The 23107-nt window shown below is 69.7% G+C and carries 23 protein-coding genes; 16 read left to right on the top strand and 7 right to left on the bottom strand.

The window, feature by feature from the left end; all coding sequences use genetic code 11:
* The first annotated feature begins 15 nt into the window (after positions 1 to 15).
* From pabB to ACFYRU_RS04205, 8 genes are all read left to right on the top strand, one after another.
* A complete protein-coding gene (gene pabB / locus ACFYRU_RS04240; protein ID WP_387652789.1) occupies positions 16 to 1380 on the top strand; it encodes an aminodeoxychorismate synthase component I in 1365 nt (454 codons plus the stop codon).
* Positions 1373 to 2071, top strand: coding sequence for an aminotransferase class IV (locus ACFYRU_RS04235; RefSeq protein ID WP_387652787.1), 699 nt, complete (start codon positions 1373 to 1375; stop codon positions 2069 to 2071). The genes pabB and ACFYRU_RS04235 overlap by 8 nt, the downstream gene beginning before the upstream one ends.
* Positions 2072 to 2224: 153 nt before the next feature.
* On the top strand, positions 2225 to 3124 hold the full coding sequence (locus tag ACFYRU_RS04230) for an SPFH domain-containing protein (RefSeq protein ID WP_387652786.1): 900 nt from the start codon (positions 2225 to 2227) through the stop codon (positions 3122 to 3124).
* A gap of 10 nt (positions 3125 to 3134) precedes the next feature.
* Positions 3135 to 3344, top strand: coding sequence for a hypothetical protein (locus tag ACFYRU_RS04225; RefSeq protein ID WP_387652784.1), 210 nt, complete (start codon positions 3135 to 3137; stop codon positions 3342 to 3344).
* Positions 3337 to 4173 carry a GPP34 family phosphoprotein gene (locus ACFYRU_RS04220; protein ID WP_387652782.1) on the top strand — a complete coding sequence of 279 codons (837 nt, stop codon included), beginning with the start codon at positions 3337 to 3339 and terminating at the stop codon, positions 4171 to 4173. Before ACFYRU_RS04225 ends, ACFYRU_RS04220 begins: the two co-directional genes overlap by 8 nt.
* A 59-nt stretch (positions 4174 to 4232) precedes the next feature.
* Positions 4233 to 4592 (top strand): GntR family transcriptional regulator, encoded by a 360-nt coding sequence (locus ACFYRU_RS04215; RefSeq protein WP_387652780.1) that lies wholly within the window; start codon positions 4233 to 4235, stop codon positions 4590 to 4592.
* Positions 4592 to 5485: an ATP-binding cassette domain-containing protein gene (locus ACFYRU_RS04210; RefSeq protein ID WP_387652778.1), complete on the top strand. Its 894-nt coding sequence runs from the start codon at positions 4592 to 4594 to the stop codon at positions 5483 to 5485. Before ACFYRU_RS04215 ends, ACFYRU_RS04210 begins: the two co-directional genes overlap by 1 nt.
* A complete protein-coding gene (locus ACFYRU_RS04205) occupies positions 5485 to 6240 on the top strand; it encodes a hypothetical protein (RefSeq protein WP_387652776.1) in 756 nt (251 codons plus the stop codon). The genes ACFYRU_RS04210 and ACFYRU_RS04205 overlap by 1 nt, the downstream gene beginning before the upstream one ends.
* 399 nt (positions 6241 to 6639) lie before the next feature.
* On the opposite strand, the gene ACFYRU_RS04200 is transcribed toward ACFYRU_RS04205, so the two are convergent.
* The 3 genes from ACFYRU_RS04200 to ACFYRU_RS04190 all read right to left on the bottom strand — a co-directional run bounded on the left by ACFYRU_RS04200 (position 6640) and on the right by ACFYRU_RS04190 (position 11340).
* Positions 6640 to 9339, bottom strand: coding sequence for a glycogen debranching protein (locus ACFYRU_RS04200; RefSeq protein ID WP_387652774.1), 2700 nt, complete (start codon positions 9337 to 9339; stop codon positions 6640 to 6642).
* Positions 9340 to 9379: 40 nt separating this feature from the next.
* Positions 9380 to 10378 (bottom strand): LacI family DNA-binding transcriptional regulator, encoded by a 999-nt coding sequence (locus ACFYRU_RS04195; RefSeq protein WP_387652772.1) that lies wholly within the window; start codon positions 10376 to 10378, stop codon positions 9380 to 9382.
* Between the two features lie 221 nt (positions 10379 to 10599).
* Positions 10600 to 11340 (bottom strand): SDR family oxidoreductase, encoded by a 741-nt coding sequence (locus ACFYRU_RS04190; protein WP_387652771.1) that lies wholly within the window; start codon positions 11338 to 11340, stop codon positions 10600 to 10602.
* Between the two features lie 144 nt (positions 11341 to 11484).
* Between ACFYRU_RS04190 and ACFYRU_RS04185 the strand changes: the two genes are divergently transcribed.
* The 3 genes from ACFYRU_RS04185 to ACFYRU_RS04175 are packed head-to-tail and all read left to right on the top strand — an operon-like array spanning position 11485 to position 14034.
* Positions 11485 to 13005: an AlkA N-terminal domain-containing protein gene (locus tag ACFYRU_RS04185; protein WP_387652769.1), complete on the top strand. Its 1521-nt coding sequence runs from the start codon at positions 11485 to 11487 to the stop codon at positions 13003 to 13005.
* The gene (locus ACFYRU_RS04180; RefSeq protein ID WP_387652767.1) at positions 12998 to 13552 is read left to right on the top strand and encodes a GNAT family N-acetyltransferase; all 555 of its coding nucleotides are present in this window, start codon (positions 12998 to 13000) and stop codon (positions 13550 to 13552) included. The genes ACFYRU_RS04185 and ACFYRU_RS04180 overlap by 8 nt, the downstream gene beginning before the upstream one ends.
* A complete protein-coding gene (locus tag ACFYRU_RS04175; RefSeq protein ID WP_387652765.1) occupies positions 13549 to 14034 on the top strand; it encodes a methylated-DNA--[protein]-cysteine S-methyltransferase in 486 nt (161 codons plus the stop codon). Before ACFYRU_RS04180 ends, ACFYRU_RS04175 begins: the two co-directional genes overlap by 4 nt.
* A gap of 154 nt (positions 14035 to 14188) precedes the next feature.
* Here the strand turns inward: ACFYRU_RS04175 and ACFYRU_RS04170 are convergent, their stop codons facing one another.
* Positions 14189 to 15436, bottom strand: coding sequence for a cation:proton antiporter (locus ACFYRU_RS04170; RefSeq protein WP_387652763.1), 1248 nt, complete (start codon positions 15434 to 15436; stop codon positions 14189 to 14191).
* 2 nt (positions 15437 to 15438) lie between these two features.
* Positions 15439 to 15942: a cation:proton antiporter regulatory subunit gene (locus ACFYRU_RS04165; protein ID WP_387652761.1), complete on the bottom strand. Its 504-nt coding sequence runs from the start codon at positions 15940 to 15942 to the stop codon at positions 15439 to 15441.
* 115 nt (positions 15943 to 16057) lie between these two features.
* Between ACFYRU_RS04165 and ACFYRU_RS04160 the strand changes: the two genes are divergently transcribed.
* The 3 genes from ACFYRU_RS04160 (at position 16058) to ACFYRU_RS04150 (ending at position 20144) form a co-directional block, all read left to right on the top strand.
* Positions 16058 to 16600 carry a PadR family transcriptional regulator gene (locus tag ACFYRU_RS04160; protein ID WP_387652759.1) on the top strand — a complete coding sequence of 181 codons (543 nt, stop codon included), beginning with the start codon at positions 16058 to 16060 and terminating at the stop codon, positions 16598 to 16600.
* Positions 16597 to 18603: an FAD-dependent oxidoreductase gene (locus tag ACFYRU_RS04155; protein WP_387652757.1), complete on the top strand. Its 2007-nt coding sequence runs from the start codon at positions 16597 to 16599 to the stop codon at positions 18601 to 18603. Before ACFYRU_RS04160 ends, ACFYRU_RS04155 begins: the two co-directional genes overlap by 4 nt.
* A 311-nt stretch (positions 18604 to 18914) precedes the next feature.
* Positions 18915 to 20144, top strand: coding sequence for an FAD-dependent monooxygenase (locus tag ACFYRU_RS04150; RefSeq protein ID WP_387652755.1), 1230 nt, complete (start codon positions 18915 to 18917; stop codon positions 20142 to 20144).
* On the opposite strand, the gene ACFYRU_RS04145 is transcribed toward ACFYRU_RS04150, so the two are convergent.
* Entirely contained in the window at positions 20094 to 20684 is a 591-nt protein-coding gene (locus ACFYRU_RS04145) for a TIGR03086 family metal-binding protein (RefSeq protein ID WP_387652753.1), read from the bottom strand. The genes ACFYRU_RS04150 and ACFYRU_RS04145 overlap by 51 nt on opposite strands.
* Positions 20685 to 20973: 289 nt before the next feature.
* Positions 20974 to 21552 carry an HhH-GPD-type base excision DNA repair protein gene (locus ACFYRU_RS04140; protein ID WP_387652751.1) on the bottom strand — a complete coding sequence of 193 codons (579 nt, stop codon included), beginning with the start codon at positions 21550 to 21552 and terminating at the stop codon, positions 20974 to 20976.
* Between the two features lie 117 nt (positions 21553 to 21669).
* Here ACFYRU_RS04140 and ACFYRU_RS04135 point away from each other — a divergent pair, with 117 nt between their 5' ends.
* On the top strand, positions 21670 to 22659 hold the full coding sequence (locus ACFYRU_RS04135; protein WP_387652749.1) for a GntR family transcriptional regulator: 990 nt from the start codon (positions 21670 to 21672) through the stop codon (positions 22657 to 22659).
* Positions 22656 to 23090: a hypothetical protein gene (locus ACFYRU_RS04130; RefSeq protein WP_387652748.1), complete on the top strand. Its 435-nt coding sequence runs from the start codon at positions 22656 to 22658 to the stop codon at positions 23088 to 23090. Before ACFYRU_RS04135 ends, ACFYRU_RS04130 begins: the two co-directional genes overlap by 4 nt.
* The last annotated feature ends 17 nt before the right edge of the window (positions 23091 to 23107 follow it).

The following is a 23107-nucleotide window of genomic DNA, read 5'->3' as shown; positions in this document are numbered from 1 at the left end:
CGGTAACGTGTGCTTGTGAGTGCACTGCGCTGGTCCGTCCGGACGCTTGACCGGGCGCTCGACGGTGAGACGGTCTACCGCGAGCTGCTGGCTGCTGAACCGGTTGCGTACTGGCTCGACGGCAGCCTCACGGACAGGTTGCCGCGTCGGGTCTCCGTCCTCGGCACGTCGATCGGCGTGGACGTGATCACCCGCGACGTCGCCGACGGTGACGTGTTCGCCGAGCTGAACGAGCTGTTGGCGTCACACTCCGCGCAGCCGCCGGCCGAGCTCGCCGGGCTGTTCTGCGGCGGCTACGTCGGGTACTTCGGGTACGAGCTGAAGGCCCTCACCGGCGGGCAGGACGTGTACCGGGCGCCGACGCCGGACGCGCTGTGGATCTGGGCGAACCGGTTCGTCGTCATCGACCACGACAACGACCGTACGTACCTGGTGGCGCTCGGCGGCGGTCCCGGAGGTGACGGCGGTGACTGGCTGGACCGGGCCGAGGCGGCCGCGGCGGCCTGGTGGATGGGCTGGGTCGACGCGCCCGCGATCGCGCGCCTCGACCTGGAGGCACACCTCGAGCAGGACCGGACGACGTACCTCGCCGGCATCGCGCGGGTGCTGGCCGAGCTCGAGGCGGGGGAGACGTACGAGGTCAACCTGACGAACCGGGTCCGGCTGCCCGCCGTACCGGACCCGTTCGAGTTCTTCCGCTGGCAACGCTCCGCGAACCCGGCGCCGTACGCGGCCTTCCTCCGGTACGGCGACCTTGCGATCGCGAGCTCCTCGCCGGAACGGTTCCTGACCGTCGACGCCGACGGGTGGGCCGAGTGCCGCCCGATCAAGGGCACCGCGCCACGCGACCCGGACCCGGTGCAGGACCAGCTGGCCGCGAAGGCGCTCGCCGAGGACGACAAGACCCGCGCCGAGAACCTGATGATCGTCGACCTGATCCGCAACGACCTCGGCCGGGTGAGCGAGCCCGGGACCGTTAACGTCCCGCAGCTGATGCAGGTCGAGAGCTACCGCACGGTGCACCAGTTGGTGACGACGGTTCGCGGGCGGCTGCGCGACGGGGTGACCGCCGTGGACGCCGTCCGGGCGTGTTTCCCGCCGGGGTCGATGACCGGGGCGCCGAAGATCCGCACCATGCAGATCATCGACGAACTCGAGTCGAGCGCACGTGGGGTGTACTCCGGTGCGCTCGGCTACCTGACCGTGGACGGGCGGGCGGACCTGAGCGTGGTGATCCGGACGGCGGTACTGACGCCGGACGCGACCGTGATCGGGGCCGGGGGTGCGATCGTGCTCGACTCGGACCCGGTCGCGGAGTACGACGAAATGGTGCTGAAGGCAACGGCTGCCGTCGGCGGAAAGGCTGGGGGACATGGGTGAGCTGCTGGTGGCGGATTCGTTTCTGGTTGCCAATGGCAAGGTTCGGGGGCTGGAACTGCATCGCGACCGGTTCGTCGGGTCGTGCGCGGCCGCGGGTGTCCCGGCCGAACGCTTCTGGGAGGAACAGATCGCCCGGCTCCCGGGCTTCGGCCGCTGGTTCCCCCGCTTCGAACTACCCGCCTCCGGTGAACTGGCTGTGCAGTTGCGGCCCGCGCCGCCGGTTGGGGGCCGGGTGCGCGTTGCCGTACACGAGGGGCCGGATCCGCGCACGGCGCCGCGGGTGAAGGGTCCTGATCTGGAGTTGCTCGGCAAGCTCCGGGAGAGCGCACCGGACCGCGCGGACGAGATCCTGCTGCTGGACACGGACGGCACGGTGCTCGAGGCGGCCTACTCCGCCCTCGCTTGGTGGGAGGGCGACACCCTCTGCTTCCCGCCGTCCGACCGCCCGCTGCTCCCGTCCGTCACCGCCGCCCTCCTCCGCCGCATCGCCGCAGCTCAGGGCATCGAGGTCTCCGAACACCCCGTCACCCCGCAAGCCCTGCAGGCGACCGACGAAGCCTGGCTCGTCAACGCCCTCCACGGCATCCGCCCGATCCACGCCTGGGGCCCGTCCGCCATCGACCCCCTCCCCAACTCCCACTCCACCGAGTGGCAGTCCCACCTCGACTCCCTCGCCACCCGCCTGCCCTGACGACAGGAGGTCTGCGCCCAACCGCCGGCCGATTCCCGCCTGAGCGGACCGGAAAGCCGCCGCGGAAACAGGACACCTCCTGTCGTTCGGTTCTCGCGCTTGCTAAAAGTGATATCACTTTGCTACCTTCTAGCTATTCGAGAGGAGCTTGTGATGGTGGATGTCGTGGTGGAGATGCCGGCGCCGAAGGTGACCGAGCGGGCCGGCTGGGAGCGGAACGGGTGGCCGTTCGCGGGTCTGGTGCTGGTGCTGGCGGTGCTCGCCGTCGTGGTGTTCGTCCTCGGTGCCGGGAACGGCTGGATCGTCGGGCTCGGGGTGCTCATCGTCCTGGCTGCCGTGATCGTCGCCGCCGGGCTGACCGCGGTGTCGCCGGGCCGCGCGCGGGTGTTGCAGCTGCTCGGGCAGTACGCCGGAACCGTTCGGACCACCGGCCTGCGCTGGGTGGTGCCGATCGCGACCCGGCGGGAGGTGTCCACCCGGATCCGCAACCACGAGACCGCGGTTGCCAAGGTCAACGATGCCGACGGCAACCCGATCGAGATCGCGGCGGTGGTCGTGTGGCAGGTCGAGGACACCGCGCAGGCGATGTTCGAGGTGGACGACTTCGTCGAGTTCGTCGCGATCCAGACCGAGACCGCGGTCCGGCACATCGCGAACAGTTATCCGTACGACGTGCACTCCGAGGAGGAAGTGCTGTCGCTGCGGGACAGTACGGACGAGATCACCGAGAAGCTGTCCGCCGAGATCGGTGCCCGGGTGCACGCGGCCGGCGTGCGGGTGATCGAGTCCCGGATCACGCACCTGGCGTACGCGCCGGAGATCGCCCAGGCGATGCTGCGCCGCCAGCAGGCCGGTGCGGTGGTCGCGGCCCGGCAGCGGATCGTCGAGGGTGCGGTCGGCATGGTCGAGCTGGCGCTGGACCGGCTGTCCGAGCACGAGGTGGTCGAGTTGGACGAGGAGCGCAAGGCGACCATGGTCAGCAACCTGATGGTGGTGCTGTGCGGCGACCGGGACGCGCAGCCCGTCGTCAACACCGGCTCGCTGTACCAGTAAGCGGCCCGCCGTGGCTGTCGAACGCAAGAAGATCCTGCTCCGGCTGGATCCCGCGGTGCACGACGCCCTCGCCCGGTGGGCGAACGACGACCTGCGCAGCACCAACGCCCAGATCGAGTACCTGCTCCGCCGCGCCCTGGCAGAAGCCGGCCGCCTCCCGGCCGGCGTCACCAAACAACGCCGCCCAGGCCGCCCGCCCAAGGAGGAAGACGATGAGTAGAAGCACAGGCCGATCCGAGTCGGCCGGCACAGGGCGCCGGTCCCAGCGCCTCGGAGCACAGCAGCGTCCGGGCCCACGGCTACCGGCCGGCCCGGCCGGATCCGCCGGTCGCAGTCGAGCTGCCGGCCGACAGGCGAGCGGGCGAACCGGAGCGCCGGGCGGTCCGTCCCGAACTGCCGGGCGGGTGGTTGCTCTTGGCAACACTCAGATGCCGGAGTCCTTGGCTGCGAGGGTTTTTCTGCTTGCCTACGATCCGGAACGGTCCCTGTTGACCGCGAGGTCCAAGTTGGGGAAGGTGTTGCGGGCGGCGGTGTTGGTGGAGTTGCAGTTGGGTGGGAATGTGGTGGATGAGGGTGGGCGGGTTCGGGTGGCGGCTGGGGTGGTGCCGCGGGATCCGGTGGTGGCGGAGGTGCTGGAGGAGTTGCGGGCGGTGGGTCCGCGGCGCTGGCGACACTGGATCGATCGGCGGGGAGGCGCGACCGTACGGCGGGTGCGCGACGAACTCGCCCGGGATCACCTGATCAAGGTGGAGCCGCGCCGGGTGCTCGGGATCTTCCCGGCGGACCGCATCACGCTCCGGCATCCCCTCGTACGACGTCACGTCCTGCGGGCCGCACAGGACACGCTCCGCCCGTCGCGCCTGGTGTCCCGTGTGGACCTCCGCGACGCGTCCGTCGTCGTACTCGCGGCGACAGCGGATCTCCGTACGGTCGTCACCAAGGAACAGCGCACCCGCCACAAGGACCGCCTCGCGCAACTCGCGATCCGCGTCGGTCCCGCCGTACCGGCACTGAAGAAATCTCTCCAGCAAGCCGCAGCCGCGGGATGAACCCCGCCCGGTGCTACGGTTCGTCGCTCAACTGAAGAACCGAGGAAGGGGGGTGGGGGATGTTCGACGACCGGAGTCCGATCTATCTGCAGATCGCCGAGCAGATCAAGAACGACATCGTCAGCGGCGCGCTGGCCGAGGACGAGCAGGTGATGTCGACCAACCAGTACGCCGCCTTCTACCGGATCAACCCGGCCACCGCGGCCAAGGGTTTCGCCCAGTTGGTCGACGACGGGATCCTCTACAAGAAGCGCGGGATCGGCATGTTCGTCGCCCCGAACGCCCGCGACCTGCTCCGCACCGCCCGCCGCGACTCGTTCTTCGCTGACGTCGTCGACCCGATGGTCCGCGAGGCGAAGGCGATCGGCATCCCGCTCAAAGACATCCTGCAGCACGTCCGCTCCTACGGAGACGCTTGATGACCACCGCCCTCACAGTGCGGACCGAGAACCTGTCGGTCCGGTTCGCCGGGGTGCCGGCGTTGGACCGGCTCGACCTGCGGCTGGCGCCGGGGAAGATCCACGGGCTGCTCGGCCGGAACGGCTCCGGGAAGAGCACACTGGCCGCGACCCTGGCCGGGTTCCGGCGGCCGGACGAGGGGCGGGTGCTGATCGAGGGCGGCGACCTGGGCCCGGCGCAGGAACCGTACGAGAACGCCATCGTCACCAGCCGGTTGTGCCTGATCCGGGAGTCCGGCGACGTACCCGACAGCGTGCCGGTGAAGTACGCGCTCCGCCTCGCCGCCGCGCTCCGCCCGTACTGGGACGCCGACCTGGCCACCGAGCTGGTGGAACGCTTCGAGATCCCGCAGAACAAGAAGATCCAGAAGCTGTCCCGCGGTAAGAAGTCCGCGCTCGGCGTCGTCGTCGGTCTGGCCAGCCGCGCGCCGCTGACGATCTTCGACGAGAGCTACCTGGGGATGGACGTACCGTCGCGGAACCTGTTCTACGACGTGCTGCTCGCCGACTACGTCGAGGTGCCGCGGACGATCGTGCTCTCCACGCACCTGGTCAGCGAGGTCAGCCCGATGCTCGAGGAGGTCGTGATCCTCGACCAGGGCCGGCTCGTCACGCAGTCGCCGGTGGACGCGCTGCGCGGCCGCGGCGCCTCGATCGTCGGCCCGGCCGCGGCGGTCGACGAGTTCACCGCAGGCTTCACCGTGCTCGCGGAGGAGCGCCTCGGCGGTACCAAGTCCACCACGGTCCTCGGCGACCTCGACCCGGCCCTGCTCGCCCAGGCCGCGTCCGCCGGCCTGGAGGTAGGTCCGGTCGGCCTACAGGACCTGTTCGTTCATCTGACGGGGGTCAAGTGATGAGTACTGCAGCTGTGCTGCCGCGGGGTGTCACGACTGGGGGCCGGCTCAAGCTGGCGGTGTGGTCGATGATGATCGGCCTCCGTCCGATGCTGACCGGGTACTGGGCCGTGATGGTCGTCGCGATGTTCTTCGGCGGACTCGTCATCCAGTCGCTGTCCGGTGGCATCCACACGAGTGCGTGGGACTACGCGACCCAGTCCCCGAAGTACTTCTCGCTCGCGATCGGCCTCACGATCACCCCGGCGTACTTCTCCTTGCTGGTCTCGCACGGTCTCACCCGGCGGATGTTCTCGGTTGCCGCGAGCATCTACCTGACCGGCGCCGCGGCCGCGACCTCCGTGCTCTGGGTGCTCGTCTATCAGCTGGAACGCTTGCTCTACGGATGGCAGGGCTGGACCGACAAGCTGACCAACCCGCACCTGTTCACCGACCCGTCGCAGTCCGGCCTGGTGTTCGCCGAGTTCTTCCTGCTGATCCTGTCGCACGAGGTGACCGGTTGGCTGCTCGGCATCACGTTCGCCCGGCTCGGGTTCTGGCGCAGTCTCCTGATGCTGCCGCTGACGGTGCTGCCCGCCGCGGCGGCCGAGTTCCTGTTGGTCGCCCAATGGATCGCGAACGTACTCGAGAACACCGGCTACCGACGGCCACCGCTCGCGATCGCCGTACCCGCGGTGCTGGCCGTCAGTGCACTCGGTCTGTACGCCGGCTATCGCATCCTGCAACCGATGGCGCTCAAACCACCTAAGGGCTAAGACACGTTATGCACAGGGGGTGTGCATAACTGCGGCCGTTTCTGTGGATGGCTGCGCGATCACTGTGGACGACCGAATCTGTTGCCTGGAAAGGCTTGTGCCGACCCTATCGACGGCGGTAGAAATGTCGACACGCTGCTTCGGATCGGGGCGGCGGGTCGAACGGAAACCGAGAGCCCTCGCGGTGGGGATCCCCACCGAGGTAGACCGGTGACGGGGTCTGCCGGCCTCCACGGACCCGTATCGGGAAACTGGAGACGTCACTTTCCTTCAGTTGCGCGGGCCCCTCCGACTCATACTCGGAGGGGCCCGCCCCTCTGTCTGCAGCGGAACTGGTCAGTGCCGAAAGCAGAACCCCGAGGCCGCTGGGCGACCTCGGGGTTCTGGGTGGGGGTTCTCTCAGCCGAGCACGATCCTCAGCTCGGTCCGAGAGCCTGTACCGGGCACCTGTACCTGCGTGCCGCGGCTGGTCTCGACCAACTTGTACTGTGCCGCGTGACCGTTGACCGTCACGCTCTTCACCGTCGCACCGGACGGCAGTACGGCGCCGACGGTGAGCGCCGCGTCGACGCCCTTCATCGTCACATCGGTCGACAACGCCTTACCTGCAAGGCGTGCGGACACGTCGACGGCGCCGCCGCCGACCCGGATGTTGCTACCGGCCACCTTCGGCTGACCGGCCGGGAGCTGCGGTACGACGGAGATCCGCCCGTGGCCGAGGTCCGGGTCGACACCGAGTTGCTGGTGGACGACCGGCCAGAGGATGCCGTACGTACCCCACGCCTGCAGCGCCATCGAACGGTCGTAGAACGCGCGGCCGATGTTCGCGGGGGAGTCCGGCGACGGGGCGATCTCCGGCATCGCGCCCGGCGTCTCCCAGACCGACGGGTCGAGCTGGATCCGCGCGTTGCCGGTCGTGTAGACCCGCTGCTGCTTCGGGCCGAGGCGGCCGAAGTTGCCCTCCGCAACCGCCATGATCGACGTGTTCAGGCCGAAGATGCTGCGCTCGCTCGGCACCTGCGACACCACGCCGTCGCAGGACGCGCCCGGGTTGCCCTTCGGGTCCGAGGTCGGTCCGGTCCCGGTGTGGAAGAGGCCGAATTCGCCTGTGTAGCAAGCGGTTTCGCGCTGGTCCAGCGCGACGTTCGCGTGCGCGGCCGAGGCCAGCGGAGAGGTGTTGCCCGGACGGGTCAGGACCGCCTCCATCGGCGTGACACCGATCCAGTGCCGCTGGAAGATCGGGGTGTTGTCGTTCGCCGGGTTGGCCGGGTCGTCGATCGAGTCGGCGTACCCCATCGCCTGCGGTACCCACCACTGCGCCTCGAACCGGGACTCGAGGTCGTTCGCCTTGGCGGTCGCCCAGTTCTCGGTCTTGGTGTCGTGCTTGGACGCCGCGAGGTCGGCCAGATCGCGCAGGCCGCGAGCCAGGTACACGGTGCTGTCGAGCTTCTCCACGCCCATGCCGGCGCGCTCGACGTTGGCCAGACCCTCGGGCCAGCCGTCGCCGTCCTTGTCGAGGGTCCTGTAGATGTACTGGAGGTTCCGTACGGAGAAGTCGTACATCTCGTCGCGGAACTTGTTGTCACCCGTCCAGCGCCACAGCAGCGCGACCGTACTCGGGAACTTCACCGTCTCGTCGGTGTTGCCGGCGCTCTGGTTCGAACCGAAGTACACGTCGCCGGTCGGCGTGACCTCGTGTGCGACCTTGCCGCTGCGGTTGTTCAGGAGATCGCTGACGTCGCGGAGCGCTTCGAGATGCTCCTTGACCGTGTCGAACTGACCGGCGGCGACGGCGGCGAACGCGGTGTACTCGCCGTCGGTGGCGAACAGCCACGGGTAGTCCGGGAATCCCGCACCGAACCAGCGGGCGGTCGGTACCGTACCGAGCGACGCCGGGTAGTCCTTGCCCTCGTTGACGTCGCGGATCTGCAGGTTGTTCGCCTGCTGGACCGAGTCCGCGAGGTTCTGCTTGCTCCACTCGACGCTCTGCTGCAGGAGACGATCACCAGGAAGGTCCACTGCGGACTGCGAGTCGATCTGCTGCCGTGCCGCGGTCTTTGCCCGCAGCAACATGTCGGGGTTGCTGAGCGCCTTGCGGTACTCGCTCTGGGCGGCCTTGCTGCCCTGGTCCGATCCGGCCACGGCGAACCAGATCGTCTTCTGCTCGCCGGCCTTCAGCGGTACGTCGTACGTGAGCCCGCCGCCGGTGCCTTTGCCGCTCAGCGAGTCGTCGCAGCGGGCGGGAGTCGTGCCGTCCTTCGGGCAGATCACCGCCGGGCTCTGCGGGCCGCGATGGTCCGCGCCGGGCTGGTAGCTCGCCGGACGCAGGGACGATCCGACGAAGGCGGCGAAGTCGTGCGGCTTCGCGTTCGGGTACGCCGGGGTGCCCTGCTCGCGGAACCGGAGCGCGCCGTCGACGAAGTCACCGGTGTCCGGCAGGTTGGCGTCGATCGCGTTCGGGGAGGTCCAGTCCCACGGGTACGGCTGCATCAGCTCGGAGTGGGCGTCGACGTTCAGCTTGACGGTCTTGGTCGTACTCGAACTGAACGTCAGGCCGACCAGCGTCGCGCGGATGCCGTCCGGGACGAAGTCGGTACGGCGTACGTCGACGGCGCCGGGGTAGTCGATCCGGCTGTAGCCGTGGCCGCTGGTGTACTTCGTGGCCGGGACCTGTTTGCCGAGCCAGTTCCCGTCGAGCCCGAACCAGATCCCGTCGAGGAGCTTGATCGGCTGCGACCAGAACCCACCCATCTCACCCCGCACATGCCAGCCCGCGGCGGGATAGAGCCCGCTCTCGTCACCCATCGCGTAAGCGCGATCCCCAACCACCAGCGACCGCCGATCCTGCAGGCGAGTGGTCTCGGAGAGCTCGGACGAGCCGCCCGCGGCGGCTTGCGCTGAGGTGGTGCCAGCGGCTGGGTTCGTTGCGGTGTCGGTGATGGATGGGCCCGCGAGCGCCGAGGCGGAGCCGGCGAGGACGGTTGCCGTGGCGAGCAGCGCCACGCCGACAGCGCGGCCGACCGGCCTGCGCCGGACTGTCCGGCGCCGGAGCGGGGGCGTACTGCCTCGGCTACTTCGGTTGGTTGGATCGGGAGTCATGGCGGTTCCTCCTTCTCGCGGCGCCGGGGGGAGCGCCGGGTCAGCCAGGGGCGGAGCTGCCCCTGATCACCAGTTCGGGCAGCAGCAGCCGTTCGGTGGGCTGCTGGTCGCCGGTGAGGATCGTGATCAGTTCCTCCGCGATCCGGTCCATCGGCTGCCGGAGGCTGGTCAGGCCGGGGGAGACGACCTCGGCCAGCGGCGAGTCGTCGTACCCGACGACGCCGAGGTCGCGGCCCGGCCGGATCCCGCGCGCGGTCAGCTCGCGGAGCGCGCCGAGGGCGAGAACGTCGCTCAGGGCAACGATCCCGTCGAGCTCGCGGCCGGAGTCGAGCAGCTTCGCGGTCGCCGCGGCACCTTCGTCGATGCTGTCCTCGCGGCACCGCACGGACAGTCCGCCGGTCGGCAGACCGAGGCTCTTGCAGGCGTTCCGCCAACCGGCGACGCGGTCCTCGGCCAGCCCGGACGACTTCGGCCAGCCCAGGAAGGCGATCCGGCGGCGACCGGTCTCGTACAGATGCCGCACCGCGATCGCGGAACCGGTCGCACCGTCGACGTCCACCCACGGGCCGGGTTGCGTCGACTGCTTCCAGACGCGGCCGAAGCTGACGAACGGGATGCCCTGTTCCTTCAGCCACCCGTGCCGCGGGTCGTGCGTCTCGGTCTGCGACAGCACGAACCCGTCGACCATCCGCCGCGCGTGCAGGTCGTCGTACGTCGGCATGCCGTCGACACCTGGTGGTGCGGTGAACAGCAGGATGTGCCGGCCGGTACGTTCCGCGGCGGCGCAGAGCGCGTGCAGGAACTGGTCCATCACCAGGTGGGTCTGGTTCGGCCAGTTCGGCACGCAGTACCCGATCAGCTCGACCGCACTGGTCCGCAGACTGCGGGCGTTACGATTGGGCCGGTAGTTGAGCAGTTCGATCGACCGGTTCACCCGTTCGAGCGTGTCCGCCCGCAGCCGATGCGGTGCGTTCAGTGCATTCGACACCGTCTGCACGGACACCTCGGCGTGGGCGGCCACCTGCTTCAACGTAGCCACAAGACCTCCCACGGGGGTTTGAACGTTCAAATCCCCCGCAGTCTCCCGCGCGTCCGGCACTCTGTCAACGGTTCGGACCGCCCCAGCCCTTGCCGGACGACAGTCGTCGGCAAGTGCGGGTCCTAACGACAGGTAGTGCACCCCTGAGACGGCGTACGCGTCGAGCGAGTCAGGCTTGGGTGCACTACCTCTGTTGGGAGTACCTCCTGTTCTTAGGTACCTCAGGCGGTGTGGCCGCCGTCGATGGTCAGTTCGGTGCCGGTCAGGTAGGCGGTTTGGGGGCCGGCCAGGTAGGTGATGGCGGCGGCCACCTCGGTGGGGGTGCCGAAGCGGGGGATGGCGAGGTTGGTGAGTTGGGGTTCGGCCGAGGGGGCGTCGGCGGGGTTCATGTCGGTGTCGATCGGGCCGGGCTGGACGACGTTCGAGGTGATGTTGCGGGGGCCGAGTTCGCGGGCGAGTGCCCTGCTCAGGCCGGTCAGTGCGGACTTGCTCATCGCGTACAGCGTCATGCCGGCGAACGGCACCCGGCCGGCGACGCAGCTGCCCAGGTGGATCACGCGGGCGCCGTCGGACAGCAGCGGTACGGCGGCCTGCGTGGTCGCGAACACCCCGCGGATGTTGACCGCGAGGACCCGGTCCACGTCCTCGAGCGACAGGTCGGTCATCGGGGCGATCGCGCCGACGCCCGCGTTGTTGACGAGGATGTCCAACCCACCAAGGGTTTCCGCGGCCCGCCGTACGCCCTCCGCGGCCGCCACCGCATCACCCGCATCGACCGCGAACGCGACCCCGCGCCGCCCCAACGCCTCGATCTCCTTCACCACGGTCGCTGCCGCATCCACCGACGAGCTGTAGGTGATCGCGACATCGGCCCCTCGCTCCGCCAGCGCCAGAGCGGTCGCCGCCCCGATCCCGCGGCTGCCACCGGTCACCAGTGCCTTCTTGCCAAGTAGTTCGTTCATGTTTCAATCTCAACGGGCCGGACATCTGGAAGCTGGCGAGAATCCGCCACCGGATCCTCCCGTCGCAAATCCGCGAACCGGCCCGCCACCTCCATGTCGTAAATCCGCTAGTGATTGTCGGTGGCGCCGGGGATGCTGGAGGGCGTGTACGAGTGCAGGGAGCGATGCGTCCGCGCGGTTCAGTCGAAGGACGCGCGGTTCGACGGGTGGTTCTTCACCGCGGTGCTGACCACGAAGATCTACTGCCGGCCGAGTTGTCCGGTGGTGCCGCCGAAGGTCGAGAACATGCGGTTCTACCCGAGCGCGGCCGCCGCGCAGCAGGCCGGGTTCCGCGCCTGCAAGCGCTGCCGGCCGGACGCGAGCCCGGGGTCGCCGGAGTGGAACGACCGCGCCGACCTGGTCGCCCGCGCGATGCGGCTGATCGCGGACGGCGTCGTCGACCGCGACGGCGTACCAGGACTGGCCGCGCGCCTCGGTTACAGCGTGCGTCAGGTGCAGCGGCAACTGCTCGCCGAGCTCGGTGCCGGCCCGTTGGCGCTCGCCCGCGCGCAGCGCGCACAGACGGCCCGGCTGTTGATCGAGACGAGTGAGCTGCAGATGGCCGACGTCGCGTTCGCGGCCGGCTTCGCCAGCGTACGTACGTTCAACGAGACCGTGCAGGAAGTCTTCGCCCTCGCCCCGACGGAGCTCCGCCGTCGAGCCCGCAAGGGTACGTCGGCCGCTACGCCCGGCACGATCTCGCTGCGGCTCCCGTTCCGCGCGCCGTTGACGCCGGACAACCTGTTCGGGCACCTGATCGCGACCGGCGTACCAGGCGTGGAGGAATGGCGCGACGGCCACTACCGCCGTACGCTCCGGCTCCCGCACGGTCACGGTGTGGTCGCCTTCAAGCCGATGCCCGACCACATCGCCTGCCAGCTGTCGCTCACCGACCAGCGCGACCTCGCGATCGCGATCAGCCGCTGCCGCCGGATGCTCGACCTGGACGCGGACCCGATCGCCGTCGACGACCTGCTCGGCGAGGATCCCGTCCTCGCGCCGCTGATCGCGAAAGCTCCCGGCCGCCGTGTACCGCACACTGTCGACGGCGAGGAGTTCGCCGTCCGCGCTGTGCTCGGCCAGCAGGTGTCCACCGCCGCAGCTCGTACGCATGCACACCGTCTCGTCCTCCAGCACGGCGAGCCGATCGAGGACCCGGGTGGTGGCCTCACGCACCTGTTCCCGACCATGCAGGCGCTCGCTGGCCTCGACCCGGAGAGCCTCAAGTTCCCGAAGTCTCGCCGGACCACGCTCACCACGCTGATCGGTACGCTCGCGAACGGGGAGATCGACCTCGGTGCCGGCGCCGACTGGGACCGCGCCCGCGAGCAGCTGAGCGCGCTGCCCGGCATCGGCCCGTGGACGGTCGAGTCGATCGCGATGCGCGCACTCGGTGACCCGGACGCCTTCGTGGCCAGCGATCTCGGTATCCGCTACGCCGCCCGTGACCTAGGCTTGCCCGAGGCCCCCAAACCACTGACCGACCACGCCCGTGCGTGGCGGCCTTGGCGTGCGTATGCCGTGCAGTACCTGTGGGCCACCGGTGACCACCCGATCAACAAGATCCCGGCCGCCGACGACGTGACGTACCAGGTGATCCAACTGCCCCGGAGCGAGCATGACTGAACTGACCACCGACCGTCTCCTGCTGCGCCAGTGGCGCGATTCCGACCGCGAGCCGTACGCCGCCCTGAACGCCGATCCCGCCGTGATGGAGCACTTCCCGGCGCCGCAGACCCGGGAGCAGAGCGACGGGCTGATCGACCGGAACATGCCGCTGATCGAGGAGCGTGGCTGGGGGTTGTGGGCGCTCGAGGTGCAGGAGACCGGTGAGTTCATCGGGTTCACCGGGCTGTCGGTGCCGAGCTTCGAGGCCCACTTCATGCCCGCCGTCGAGATCGGCTGGCGCCTCGCGAAGGGGGCCTGGGGCAACGGTTATGCGACCGAGGCGGCCCGGGCGGCGCTCGGGTACGGGTTCGGCCCGGCCGGGCTGGACGAGATCGTCTCGTTCACCGCGACCACGAACGTGCCGTCCCAGCGGGTGATGCAGCGGATCGGCATGCGGCACGACGAGGCCGGCGACTTCGACCACCCGCGGATCGAGGACGGGCACCGGCTGAAGCGGCACGTGTTCTACCGGATCGACCGCGCGCAGTGGGAGTCCATCCGGTGACGTACGCCGTCGTCGACAGCCCGGTCGGCCCGCTCACGCTCGTGGGCACCGACGCGGGTGAGCTGACCGGGTTGTACATGGACCAGCAGCGGTACCGGCCCGACGAGGCGACGTTCGGCGACCGTGACGACGCGATCCTGCCCGCGGTCGCGGAGCAGTTGGACGAGTACTTCCACCACGGACGGACCGTGTTCGACGTACCGCTCCAGCTCGTCGGTACGGCGTTCCAGCGGCGGATCTGGACCGCGTTGCAGGACATCCCGTACGGCGAGACCACCACGTACGGCGGGCTCGCGGACGCGCTCGGGCTGAAGCCGCAGTCGGCGCGGGCGGTCGGGCTGGCGAACGGGAAGAACCCGATCAGCATCATCGTCCCGTGCCACCGGCTGGTCGGGTCCACCGGCAGCCTGACCGGCTACGGCGGCGGCATCGAACGCAAACGCGCACTGCTCGACCACGAGGCCGGCCTGCTCACGTTGTGAGCGGACGCCAGCCACTCACCAACCTAGGCGTCGCGCGCGCCGCCGCGCTCAGGAGCGGCGCCGGCGCGGTCTACGGGCGAGGTTGATGCGTGGTGGCGGTCCGCTCACCTCGGAGCGCCGGCAGGTGTGGGTTTGCGGCTGAGGCGGCGGTCCGTCACCTCGGAGTGCCGGCGGGGTCGTCCAGGCGCTCGGCGGGCGGGACTTCGGCGCCCGGAGCCTCGGCGGCTGTGGCGTCGCCGGCGACAGCGCGTTTGCGGGCGAGGCGGCGGGCGATCGGCTCGGTGTAGCGGGCGGCGACCGGGCCGAGGATCACCAGGATGAGGACGTACGCCGTGGCCAGCGGGCCGAGCTTCGGTTCGACACCGACGGCCAGGCCGGCGATCACGATCGAGAACTCGCCGCGGGCGACCAGCGTCCCGCCGGCGCGCCAACGGCCGGCCGTGGAGATGCCGGCGCGGCGGGCCGCGAACCAGCCGGTCGCGATCTTCGTGAGCGTCGTCAGTACGGCCAGCCCGAACGCGATCGCCAGTACCGGCGGGATCTTCCGCGGGTCGGTGCTCAACCCGAAGAACACGAAGAACACCGCCGCGAACAGGTCCCGCAACGGGCTGAGCAGGTTCCGCGCACCGTGCGCGACCTCGCCCGACAACGCGATCCCGACCAGGAACGCCCCGACCGCCGCCGACACCTGCAACTGCTGCGCGATCCCGGCGACGAGCAGCGTCAGACCGAGTACGACGAGCAGCAGCATCTCGGGGTTGTCCGACGACACGGCCCGGCTGATCACCCGCCCGTACCGCAGCGCCACGAACAGCACCACGCTGACCGTACCGAGCGAGATCAGCAACGTCATGCTCCCGCCGGCCAGCCCGACACCGGCGAGCAGCGCCGTCAGGATCGGCAGGTAGACCGCCATCGACAGGTCCTCGAGAACGAGAATCCCCAGCACCACAGGCGTTTCGCGATTGCCGAGCCGCCCGAGGTCGCCGACCACCTTCGCGATCACGCCGGACGACGAGATCCAGGTGACACCGGCCAGCGCGACCGCGGCCACCGGACCCCAGCCGAGCAGCAACGCCACGGCCGCGCCAGGCAGCGCGTTCAGCAGGAAGTCGACCGCGCCCGACACGTACTGCGTCTTCAACGTACCGACGAGATCCGACGCCGTGTACTCGAGCCCGAGCAGCAACAGCAGCAGGATGACGCCGATCTCGGCGCCGGTGGCAACGAACTCCTCACTCGCGGCCAGCGGCAGGATGCCGCCGTGCCCGAACGCGAGCCCGGCGAGCAGGTACAGCGGAATCGGCGAGAAGCCGACCCGCCCGGCGATCCGCCCCAGCACGCCCAGCGCAAGGATGACCGCGCCGAGCTCGATCAGCAACGCCGTGATGTCCTCGTGCATGCTCAGCCCCCCGCGATCAGATCGGCGACGGCGTCGACGCCCTCGCGGGTGCCGACGACGACCAGGGTGTCGCCGGTCGCGAAGCGGAAGTCCGGTGTCGGTGACGGGGTCGCGCCGGTACGTCGCAGGACTGCGACGATCGACGCGCCCGTACGGCTACGGGCCTGGGTGTCGCCGAGAGTACGGCCGGAGTACGGCGAGCGCGCGGTGACCGGGATGTGTTCGGTGACCAGGTCGATCTCGATCTCGCCGCGGACCGGGTCGATCCGCTCCGGGAGCAGCAGCTGCGCGAGCGCCGCCGCGTCGCTCGGGCCTAACGGGACCGACGCCTGGCACTCGTCGTCGTCCTCCGGTTTGTGGAACCCGAGGAACCGCCGCCCGTCGTTGTGCACCACCACCGACACGTGTTTGCCGGACTCGGTGACCAGGTCGTACCGGATGCCGATGCCGGGCAGCGTCGTCTTCGTCGGGTGGGCCTGGGCGTCCATGAAGTACTCCGAATCCATCGGTCGTCGATATAAGGCGTCTGCAAGCAATTCTCCCAGACCATGTACGCACAAACGATGTGACCTGAGATGCAATCAGGTGCAGTGCAACTAGTTGCATAGGTAGGCTCCGGTCATGGCGCTGGAGCACGCGATCCTGGTCGCACTGACCGAGCGGGCCGGTTCCGGGTACGAGCTGGCCCGGCGGTTCGACCGCTCGATCGGGTACTTCTGGCCGGCCACCCACCAGCAGATCTACCGGGTGCTGCGGCGGATGGACGAGGCCGGCTGGGTGAAGCACACCGAGATCGCGCAGGACGGCCGTCCGGACAAGAAGGTGTACCGGATCGCCGCGGCCGGGAAGGCGGAGCTGACCCGTTGGCTGGCCGAGCCCGAGGACCCCGCCGTACTGCGGGACGGCCTGGGCGTGAAGCTCCGCGGGGCCTCGGCAGGCTCGCCTGAACTCGTCCTCAAGGAGGTCGAGCGGCATCGGGCCGAGCACGCCACCCGGCTCGAGGTGTACCGCGGTATCCAGCAGCGCGACTTCCCGAAACCGTCCACCCTGCGCGGCCGTGAACTGCACCAGTACCTCGTGCTTCGCGGCGGCATCCGCGCCGAGGAGTCGTTCACGGCCTGGTGCGACGAAGTGATCCACGCCCTCCGGAAGGACAACCGATGACCGCGTACCCGCACCTGTTGGAACCGCTTGATCTCGGGCATGTGGTACTGCCGAACCGGGTGATCATGGGGTCGATGCACACCGGACTCGAGGACCGGTTGAGCGATCTCCCGAAGCTCACCGCGTACTTCGCCGAACGGGCACGCGGCGGCGTCGGGCTGATGGTGACCGGCGGCTACGCGCCCAACTGGCAGGGCTGGCTGACGCCGTTCGGCTCCAAGCTGACGAGCAGTCGCCAGGCCCGCGCACACCGGCAACTCACCGACGCGGTCCACCACGAGGGCGGCCGGATCGCGCTGCAGATCCTGCACGCCGGGCGGTACTCGTACCACCCCTTCAGCGTCTCCGCCTCCGCGCTCAAGGCCCCGATCAACCCCTTCAAACCGCGGGCTCTCTCGGATCGCGGCGTCCTGCGGCAGATCAAGGCGTACGTCGACTGCGCGGCGCTCGCCCGCGAGGCCGGGTACGACGGCGTCGAGATCATGGGCTCGGAGGGGTACTTCATCAACCAGTTCCTGTCCGAACGAACGAACCGGCGGACCGACCGCTGGGGTGGCAGCGCGGAGAACCGCCGCCGGATCGCGGTCGAGATCGTCCGGCGGACCCGGGAACAGGTCGGCCCGGACTTCCTGATCATCTACCGGTTGTCGATGGCCGACCTCGTCGAGGGCGGGCAGAGCTGGGACGACGTGGTTGCGCTGGGCAAGGAGATCGAGGCGGCCGGGGCGTCGATCATCAACACCGGGATCGGCTGGCACGAGGCGCGGGTGCCGACCATCGTGACGTCCGTACCGCGGGCAGCCTTCACGTCAGTCACCGCCGCGTTCAAGCCGTACGTGAACATCCCGGTCGTCACCTCGAACCGGATCAACCTGCCGCAGGTCGCCGAGGAGGTCCTGGCCCGCGGCGACGCGGACCTGGTGAGTATGGCCCGCCCGTTCCTGGCCGATCCGGAATGGGTGCTGAAGGCAACGACCGACCGGGCCGACGAGATCAACGTCTGCATCGCCTGTAACCAGGCGTGTCTGGACCACGTGTTCGCGAAGCAGAAGGCGAGCTGCATGGTCAACCCGCGGGCCGCCCGCGAGACCGAGTTGCGGTTGCTGCCGACCCGCCGTACGAAGAACGTCGCGGTCGTCGGCGCCGGACCGGCTGGGTTGGCTGCCGCGGTGACGGCGGCCGAGCGCGGGCACCACGTCGAGTTGTTCGAGGCGGCGGACGAGATCGGCGGGCAGTTCGGGATCGCGCAACGGATCCCGGGCAAGGAGGAGTTCGCCGAGACGATCCGGTACTACCGCCGGCGGCTCGACCTCACCGGGGTGAAGTTGCACCTCGGCCGCCGGGCGGGCGCCGACGACCTGGCCGGGTTCGACGAGATCGTGCTCGCGACCGGCGTCGTACCGCGGGTGCCGTCGATCCCCGGCATCGACCACCCGAAGGTGTTGTCGTACGTCGACGTGGTCCGCGATCGCAAGCCCGTCGGGGACTCGGTCGCGGTGATCGGCGCCGGCGGGATCGGGGTGGACGTCAGCGAGTTCCTCACCACTACCTCGCCGGATCTCGAGGCCTGGAAGGCGGAATGGGGCGTGGGTGATCCGACCCGGCTGCCCGGTGCGCTCGCTGTACCGCGGCCGGAGCCGTCGCCGCGGAAGGTGTATCTGCTGCAGCGCAAGCCCGGCAAGATCGGCGCCGGGCTGGGGAAGACGACCGGGTGGGTGCACCGGGCCGCGCTGAAGAACAAGCAGGTCGAGCAGTTGCGCGGCGTCAACTACGAACGCATCGACGACGAGGGATTGCACATCACCTTCGGCCCGAAGCACGAGAAACCGCAGGTGCTCGCAGTCGACAACGTCGTGATCTGCGCCGGCCAGGAACCCCTCCGCGAATTGGCCGACACACTGACCGGCCGCCCGGTGCACGTGATCGGCGGCGCCGACGTCGCCGCCGAACTCGACGCCAAACGCGCCATCGAACAAGCGACCCGGCTCGCGCTCACGCTCTGAGGCGGACCTGAGGCACTCACCAAGTGGCGCGCTGCGCGTCGCGCCACGCTCAGCGCCGGGTCGAAGTCGCCCGGGTGCCGGGGTTGGTGAGTGCGGGACGTCCGGGCCGACCCCGGATCCCCACACCATCACAATCGGCGCCGCGCGACTGCCGAGAGTGGTGGCCGGCCCGGAGGGCGTGATTGTGATGGCCTGCAGATCCGCACCCGGCTAGTGCACTCGCCCCGGCGCACTAGTGCGCGCTGGCGCGCCCGCCTCGAACTAGTGCACCGTTTACGGCGTACGCGCACTAGTTTGAAAAGGGGCGAGAGATGAAGACTGTGTTGATCTCCGGTGGTGGGATTGCGGGGCCGGCGTTGGCGTTCTGGTTGCGGCGGTTCGGGTTCGCGCCGACGATCGTCGAACTCGCGGCGGGGCCGCGGCCGGGCGGGCAGACCGTCGACCTGCGCGGGGTGTCCCGGGTGGTGGCGGAGCGGATGGGACTGCTGCCGGCGGTGGCTGAGCGGCAGGTGCACGAGCGCGGGCTCGCGTACGTGAAGGCCGACGGCAGTACGGCGGCGACGATGCACATGGAGGCGCTGGACGGCGCCGGACCGGTCGCCGAGATCGAGATCCTGCGGGGCGACCTGGCCGAGCTCCTGACCGCGGCGGTCAGCGACGTGGAGTTCGTGTACGGCGACTCGATCGCGGAGCTGACGCAGGACGACGACGGGGTCGAGGTCAGCTTCGGGAGTGGGATCCGGCGGCGGTTCGACCTGGTGATCGGGGCGGACGGGGTGCACTCGCGGGTGCGGCGGCTCGCGTTCGGTCCAGAGCAGGAGTTCGTGCAGCACCTCGGCGGCTACGGGTCGTACTTCACGATCGAGTCGCCCGAGAACCTCGACGACTGGATGAAGATCTACACCGCGCCCGGCGGCCGCTGGGTCGCGCTGCGGCCGGATCGCGACCCGCAGTACGCGAAGGCGCTGCTGAGCTTCCGGTCGCCGATCCTCAATTACGACCGGCGCGACATCGACGCCCAGAAGCGGATCGTCCGCGAGCGGTTCGAGGGGCTCGGCTGGTACACGCCGCAGGTCCTGAAGGGCCTCGACGCGGCGGACGACTTCTACCTCGACACCACCAGCAAGGTCGTCGTACCGGAGTGGTCGCGCGGCCGGGTCGCGCTGGTCGGCGACGCCGGGTACTGCGGTTCGCCGATGGCCGGCCACGGTACGGCGCTGTCGATCGTCGGGGCGTACGTCCTGGCGGGCGAGTTGGCGGCGACGGACGATCACGTACAGGCGTTCCAGGCCTACCAGCGGCGGATGCAGGCGTACGTCGCGCAGCGGATGGAACTGCCGCCCGGCGGCCTCAAGATGGCGATGCCGATGTCCGCGTTCGGGATCGCGTACCGCGACTTCGTGCTCCGGGTGATGACCTCGAAGATGATGTCCGGCGCGCTGAAGAAGATGGCCGGCGGCACACCCGACAAGATCGAGCTGCCCGAGTACTCAGTCCAGCGGCGAGACCCACTCCGGGTTGCGGCCGAGGAGGCCGAGTAGCTGGTCGAGGTCGGGCGCGGTGCCGGACACCTTGACGCTGCGCTCGAACGCGAACCCGGGACCGCGGTTCGCGTCGGTGTCGGGGATCCGGCGGGCCAGCGTGAGCGCCATCTCGACCATGTCCGGCGGCGGGTTGTACGGGACGTCGATGGCGCGGGCCAGGTCCCAGGCGTGTACGACGCAGTCGAGCTGGTGGAAGGTCAGCGCGATCCGGCGCGGAAACGAGCCGAACTCGCGCACCTCCACCAGCCGGTCCAGCGCGCCGCCGTCGGCGAACGCGTCCGCGACCCGTACGTTCGAACGGCGGTACGCGCCGGCCGGGTTGTCCGCGAGCCGGCCGCTGTTCCAGGTGTGCACCGAGGCGGAGCCGTTCAGCGCGGCCGCGGCCAGGCCCTCGTTCTGGCTGACCAGATGGCGCATCAGGCCGCGTACGGTCCAGTCCGGGCACGGGGTGGGAAACCACAGGTGCTCAGGCCGCACCTGCATCACAACTTCCCCGAGCACCGCACCGGCCCTGCGATCGAGATCCCGGATGTCCATTGCGCGCTCCTCCCGTTGCCCTAGGGCCTGTCTGGCAATCCATCGCCTACTGCGGGGCACTCGGCACGGCACCTCGCCGCACGGGAGCGAAGGCCACGATGCTCCGCATCGAGTCCTTCGCTCCCGCACGCCGATGCACCGCACCGAGCACCTCCTCGCGACGGCGCTGGATCACCAGACAGGCCCTAGCAACGATAAGGCGCGACGGCTGAGTTCGCAGGGAATCGCTGGAGTACAAGGGACAACCCGCGTCCGGGCTGGAACAGATCGGGTGTGGGTGTCGCGTCGATCAGGCTTTTGCGGCGGCTTTCGCGGCCTTCTTGAAGTTGCGGACCTCCTGCAGCGACGCGGCGTCGGTGACGTCGGCGATCGAGCGCCGGGAACCGCGGTCGCCGTAGTTGCCGGCGGCCTCGCGCCAGCCCTTCGGGGCGACGCCGCGCTGCTTGCCGAGCAGGGCGAGGAAGATCTTCGCCTTCTGCTCGCCGAACCCCGGCAGTGCCTTCAGCCGCTTCAGCACCTCGGCGCCGTCCGGCTTCGGACGGCCGGCGAGCCAGATGTTCGAGGTCTCCCCGTCGTACTTCTCGATGATCTCCTGCGCGAGCGCGTGCACCCGGCGCGCCATCGAGCCGCCGTAGCGGTGGATGGCCGGCGGCGTCACGCAGAGCTCGACGAACGTCTCCAGGTCGGTCGCGGCGATCTTGTGCAGGTCGAACCCGTCCATCCGGTTCGCGATCTTCAGCGGTCCGGAGAACGCGTGCTCCATCGGGTACTGCTGGTCGAGCAGCATCCCGACCAGCAAGGCGAACGGGTCGTCGTTCAGCAGTTTGTCGGCGTCCGGATTGCCGGTCAGTTGCAGTTCGCGCAGCATGCCGACCATCTTGGCACGGTCGACCTGGTACGGGCACCGGGTCCGGCAGGTACTTGCCGGTGGCAACAGCACGCCCGAGCTAGTGCGCGTACGTTGTATGCGCACTAGGGTAGGGGTATGAGTGAGGCGCCGTACCAGGTGATTGCAGCGGAACTGCGGCGGCGGATCGAGGTGGGGGAGCTGCAGCCGGGGGACCGGGTGCCGTCGACGCGGGCGCTGGTCCGCGACTTCGGGGTGGCGATGGCGACCGCGACGAAGGCGTTGCAGGTGCTCCAGGCCGAGCGGCTCGTGCACGCCTCGCCCGGGGTCGGCACGGTCGTCGGCCCGCCGCCGCGATCGCGCCGTACCGCCGATGGTGTGGCGGACAGGTCGCGCCTTGGCGGTGCCGCCGTCGCCGGCGGGGCTCGCAGTGCCGAGCGCGCCGTCCTCGACGGGGTGCGCCGTGCCGAGGGCACCGCAGCCGATGGGCTGGACCGGGACGAGATCGTCCGGATGGGGATCGCGATCGCGGACGCCGAGGGGCTCGCGGCACTGTCGATGCGGCGGATCGCGAGCGAGCTCGGGGTGTCGACGATGGCGCTGTACCGGTACGTCGGCGGCAAGGAGTCGCTGGTCGTACAGATGGTGAACGAGGCGATCGGGGAGTTCCCGCTCGGGGAGGTTCCGGAGTACTGGCGGGACGCGCTGGCGCAGGTGGCGCGGGTGCACTGGGCGGCGTACCGGCGGCATCTGTGGCTGGCGAGCGCGATCAGTCTGAGCCGGCCGCAGCTGGTGCCGCGGTTGTTGCCGCACACCGATGCGGTGCTCGGCGCGCTGCGCGGGTTCGAGAAGGCGGCGGCGTTGTCGACGATGATCAGCCTGTTCGCGTACATCCGCGGGATCGCGCTGGTGATGGAGGCCGAGGCGCAGGCCGAGCAGGACACCGGCGTGACCGCGGACGAGTGGGTGACGCAGCAGAGCGAGCAGTTGGCGGCGCTGGTCGCGGCCGGGAACCTGGGTGCGTTCCGGGAGTTGCTGGCGGACGGGTTCGACTACGAGTACGACCTGGACCAGCTGTTCGAGTTCGGCCTTGGTGTGTTCCTGGACGGGCTGGAGGCGCGGCGGTGAGCAACCCGACGCGGCCGGTCGCGAGTACGGCAGTGGTGCAGCGGCGGCTGCGGAATCTGAAGGGTGCGAAGAGGCGGCGGCTGGAGGACTTCGGGTATCCGGTGGAGCGGCTCGCGGAGCTGGCCGGGCGGGGTGACGCGGAGGCCGATCGGGTCGACGCGTTGCTGGCGATCGTGCTGAACCGGGGCGGGTACACCCATGACGACGGAGACGTGGCGGCGGCTGAGAAGATCGCGCGGAAGGTCGGGGCGCGGATGACGCCGCACGCCTATCTGGTGGCTCGGCACAAGACGCCGCCGTGGCCGGTGTTCTACTACAACGGCGGGCGCCCGGGGACGAAGCCGATGTCCTGGCTCGGGGTTGCCGGTGTCTTCGGGTTCGTGTTCGGGATGATCGTGCTGGTTGCGGTGATCGTCGTACTGGTGCGCTGATTCACCCACTACGCTGA

This window comes from Kribbella sp. NPDC004536 (assembly GCF_042873835.1).
Taxonomy (GTDB): Bacteria; Actinomycetota; Actinomycetes; order Propionibacteriales; family Kribbellaceae; genus Kribbella.
The sequence above is the reverse complement of the archived record's forward strand: the minus strand, read 5'-3'. Positions and strand labels throughout refer to the sequence as shown.

Coding starts and splice junctions, on each gene's coding strand:
- ACFYRU_RS04235 (WP_387652787.1), top strand. CDS start 1,373: ATGGGTGAGCTGCTGGTGGCGGATTCGTTTCTGGTTGCCAATGGCAAG.
- ACFYRU_RS04230 (WP_387652786.1), top strand. CDS start 2,225: ATGGTGGATGTCGTGGTGGAGATGCCGGCGCCGAAGGTGACCGAGCGG.
- ACFYRU_RS04220 (WP_387652782.1), top strand. CDS start 3,337: ATGAGTAGAAGCACAGGCCGATCCGAGTCGGCCGGCACAGGGCGCCGG.
- ACFYRU_RS04215 (WP_387652780.1), top strand. CDS start 4,233: ATGTTCGACGACCGGAGTCCGATCTATCTGCAGATCGCCGAGCAGATC.
- ACFYRU_RS04210 (WP_387652778.1), top strand. CDS start 4,592: ATGACCACCGCCCTCACAGTGCGGACCGAGAACCTGTCGGTCCGGTTC.
- ACFYRU_RS04205 (WP_387652776.1), top strand. CDS start 5,485: ATGAGTACTGCAGCTGTGCTGCCGCGGGGTGTCACGACTGGGGGCCGG.
- ACFYRU_RS04200 (WP_387652774.1), bottom strand. CDS start 9,339: ATGACTCCCGATCCAACCAACCGAAGTAGCCGAGGCAGTACGCCCCCG.
- ACFYRU_RS04190 (WP_387652771.1), bottom strand. CDS start 11,340: ATGAACGAACTACTTGGCAAGAAGGCACTGGTGACCGGTGGCAGCCGC.
- ACFYRU_RS04180 (WP_387652767.1), top strand. CDS start 12,998: ATGACTGAACTGACCACCGACCGTCTCCTGCTGCGCCAGTGGCGCGAT.
- ACFYRU_RS04170 (WP_387652763.1), bottom strand. CDS start 15,436: ATGCACGAGGACATCACGGCGTTGCTGATCGAGCTCGGCGCGGTCATC.
- ACFYRU_RS04165 (WP_387652761.1), bottom strand. CDS start 15,942: ATGGATTCGGAGTACTTCATGGACGCCCAGGCCCACCCGACGAAGACG.
- ACFYRU_RS04160 (WP_387652759.1), top strand. CDS start 16,058: ATGGCGCTGGAGCACGCGATCCTGGTCGCACTGACCGAGCGGGCCGGT.
- ACFYRU_RS04155 (WP_387652757.1), top strand. CDS start 16,597: ATGACCGCGTACCCGCACCTGTTGGAACCGCTTGATCTCGGGCATGTG.
- ACFYRU_RS04150 (WP_387652755.1), top strand. CDS start 18,915: ATGAAGACTGTGTTGATCTCCGGTGGTGGGATTGCGGGGCCGGCGTTG.
- ACFYRU_RS04145 (WP_387652753.1), bottom strand. CDS start 20,684: ATGGACATCCGGGATCTCGATCGCAGGGCCGGTGCGGTGCTCGGGGAA.
- ACFYRU_RS04140 (WP_387652751.1), bottom strand. CDS start 21,552: ATGCTGCGCGAACTGCAACTGACCGGCAATCCGGACGCCGACAAACTG.
- ACFYRU_RS04135 (WP_387652749.1), top strand. CDS start 21,670: ATGAGTGAGGCGCCGTACCAGGTGATTGCAGCGGAACTGCGGCGGCGG.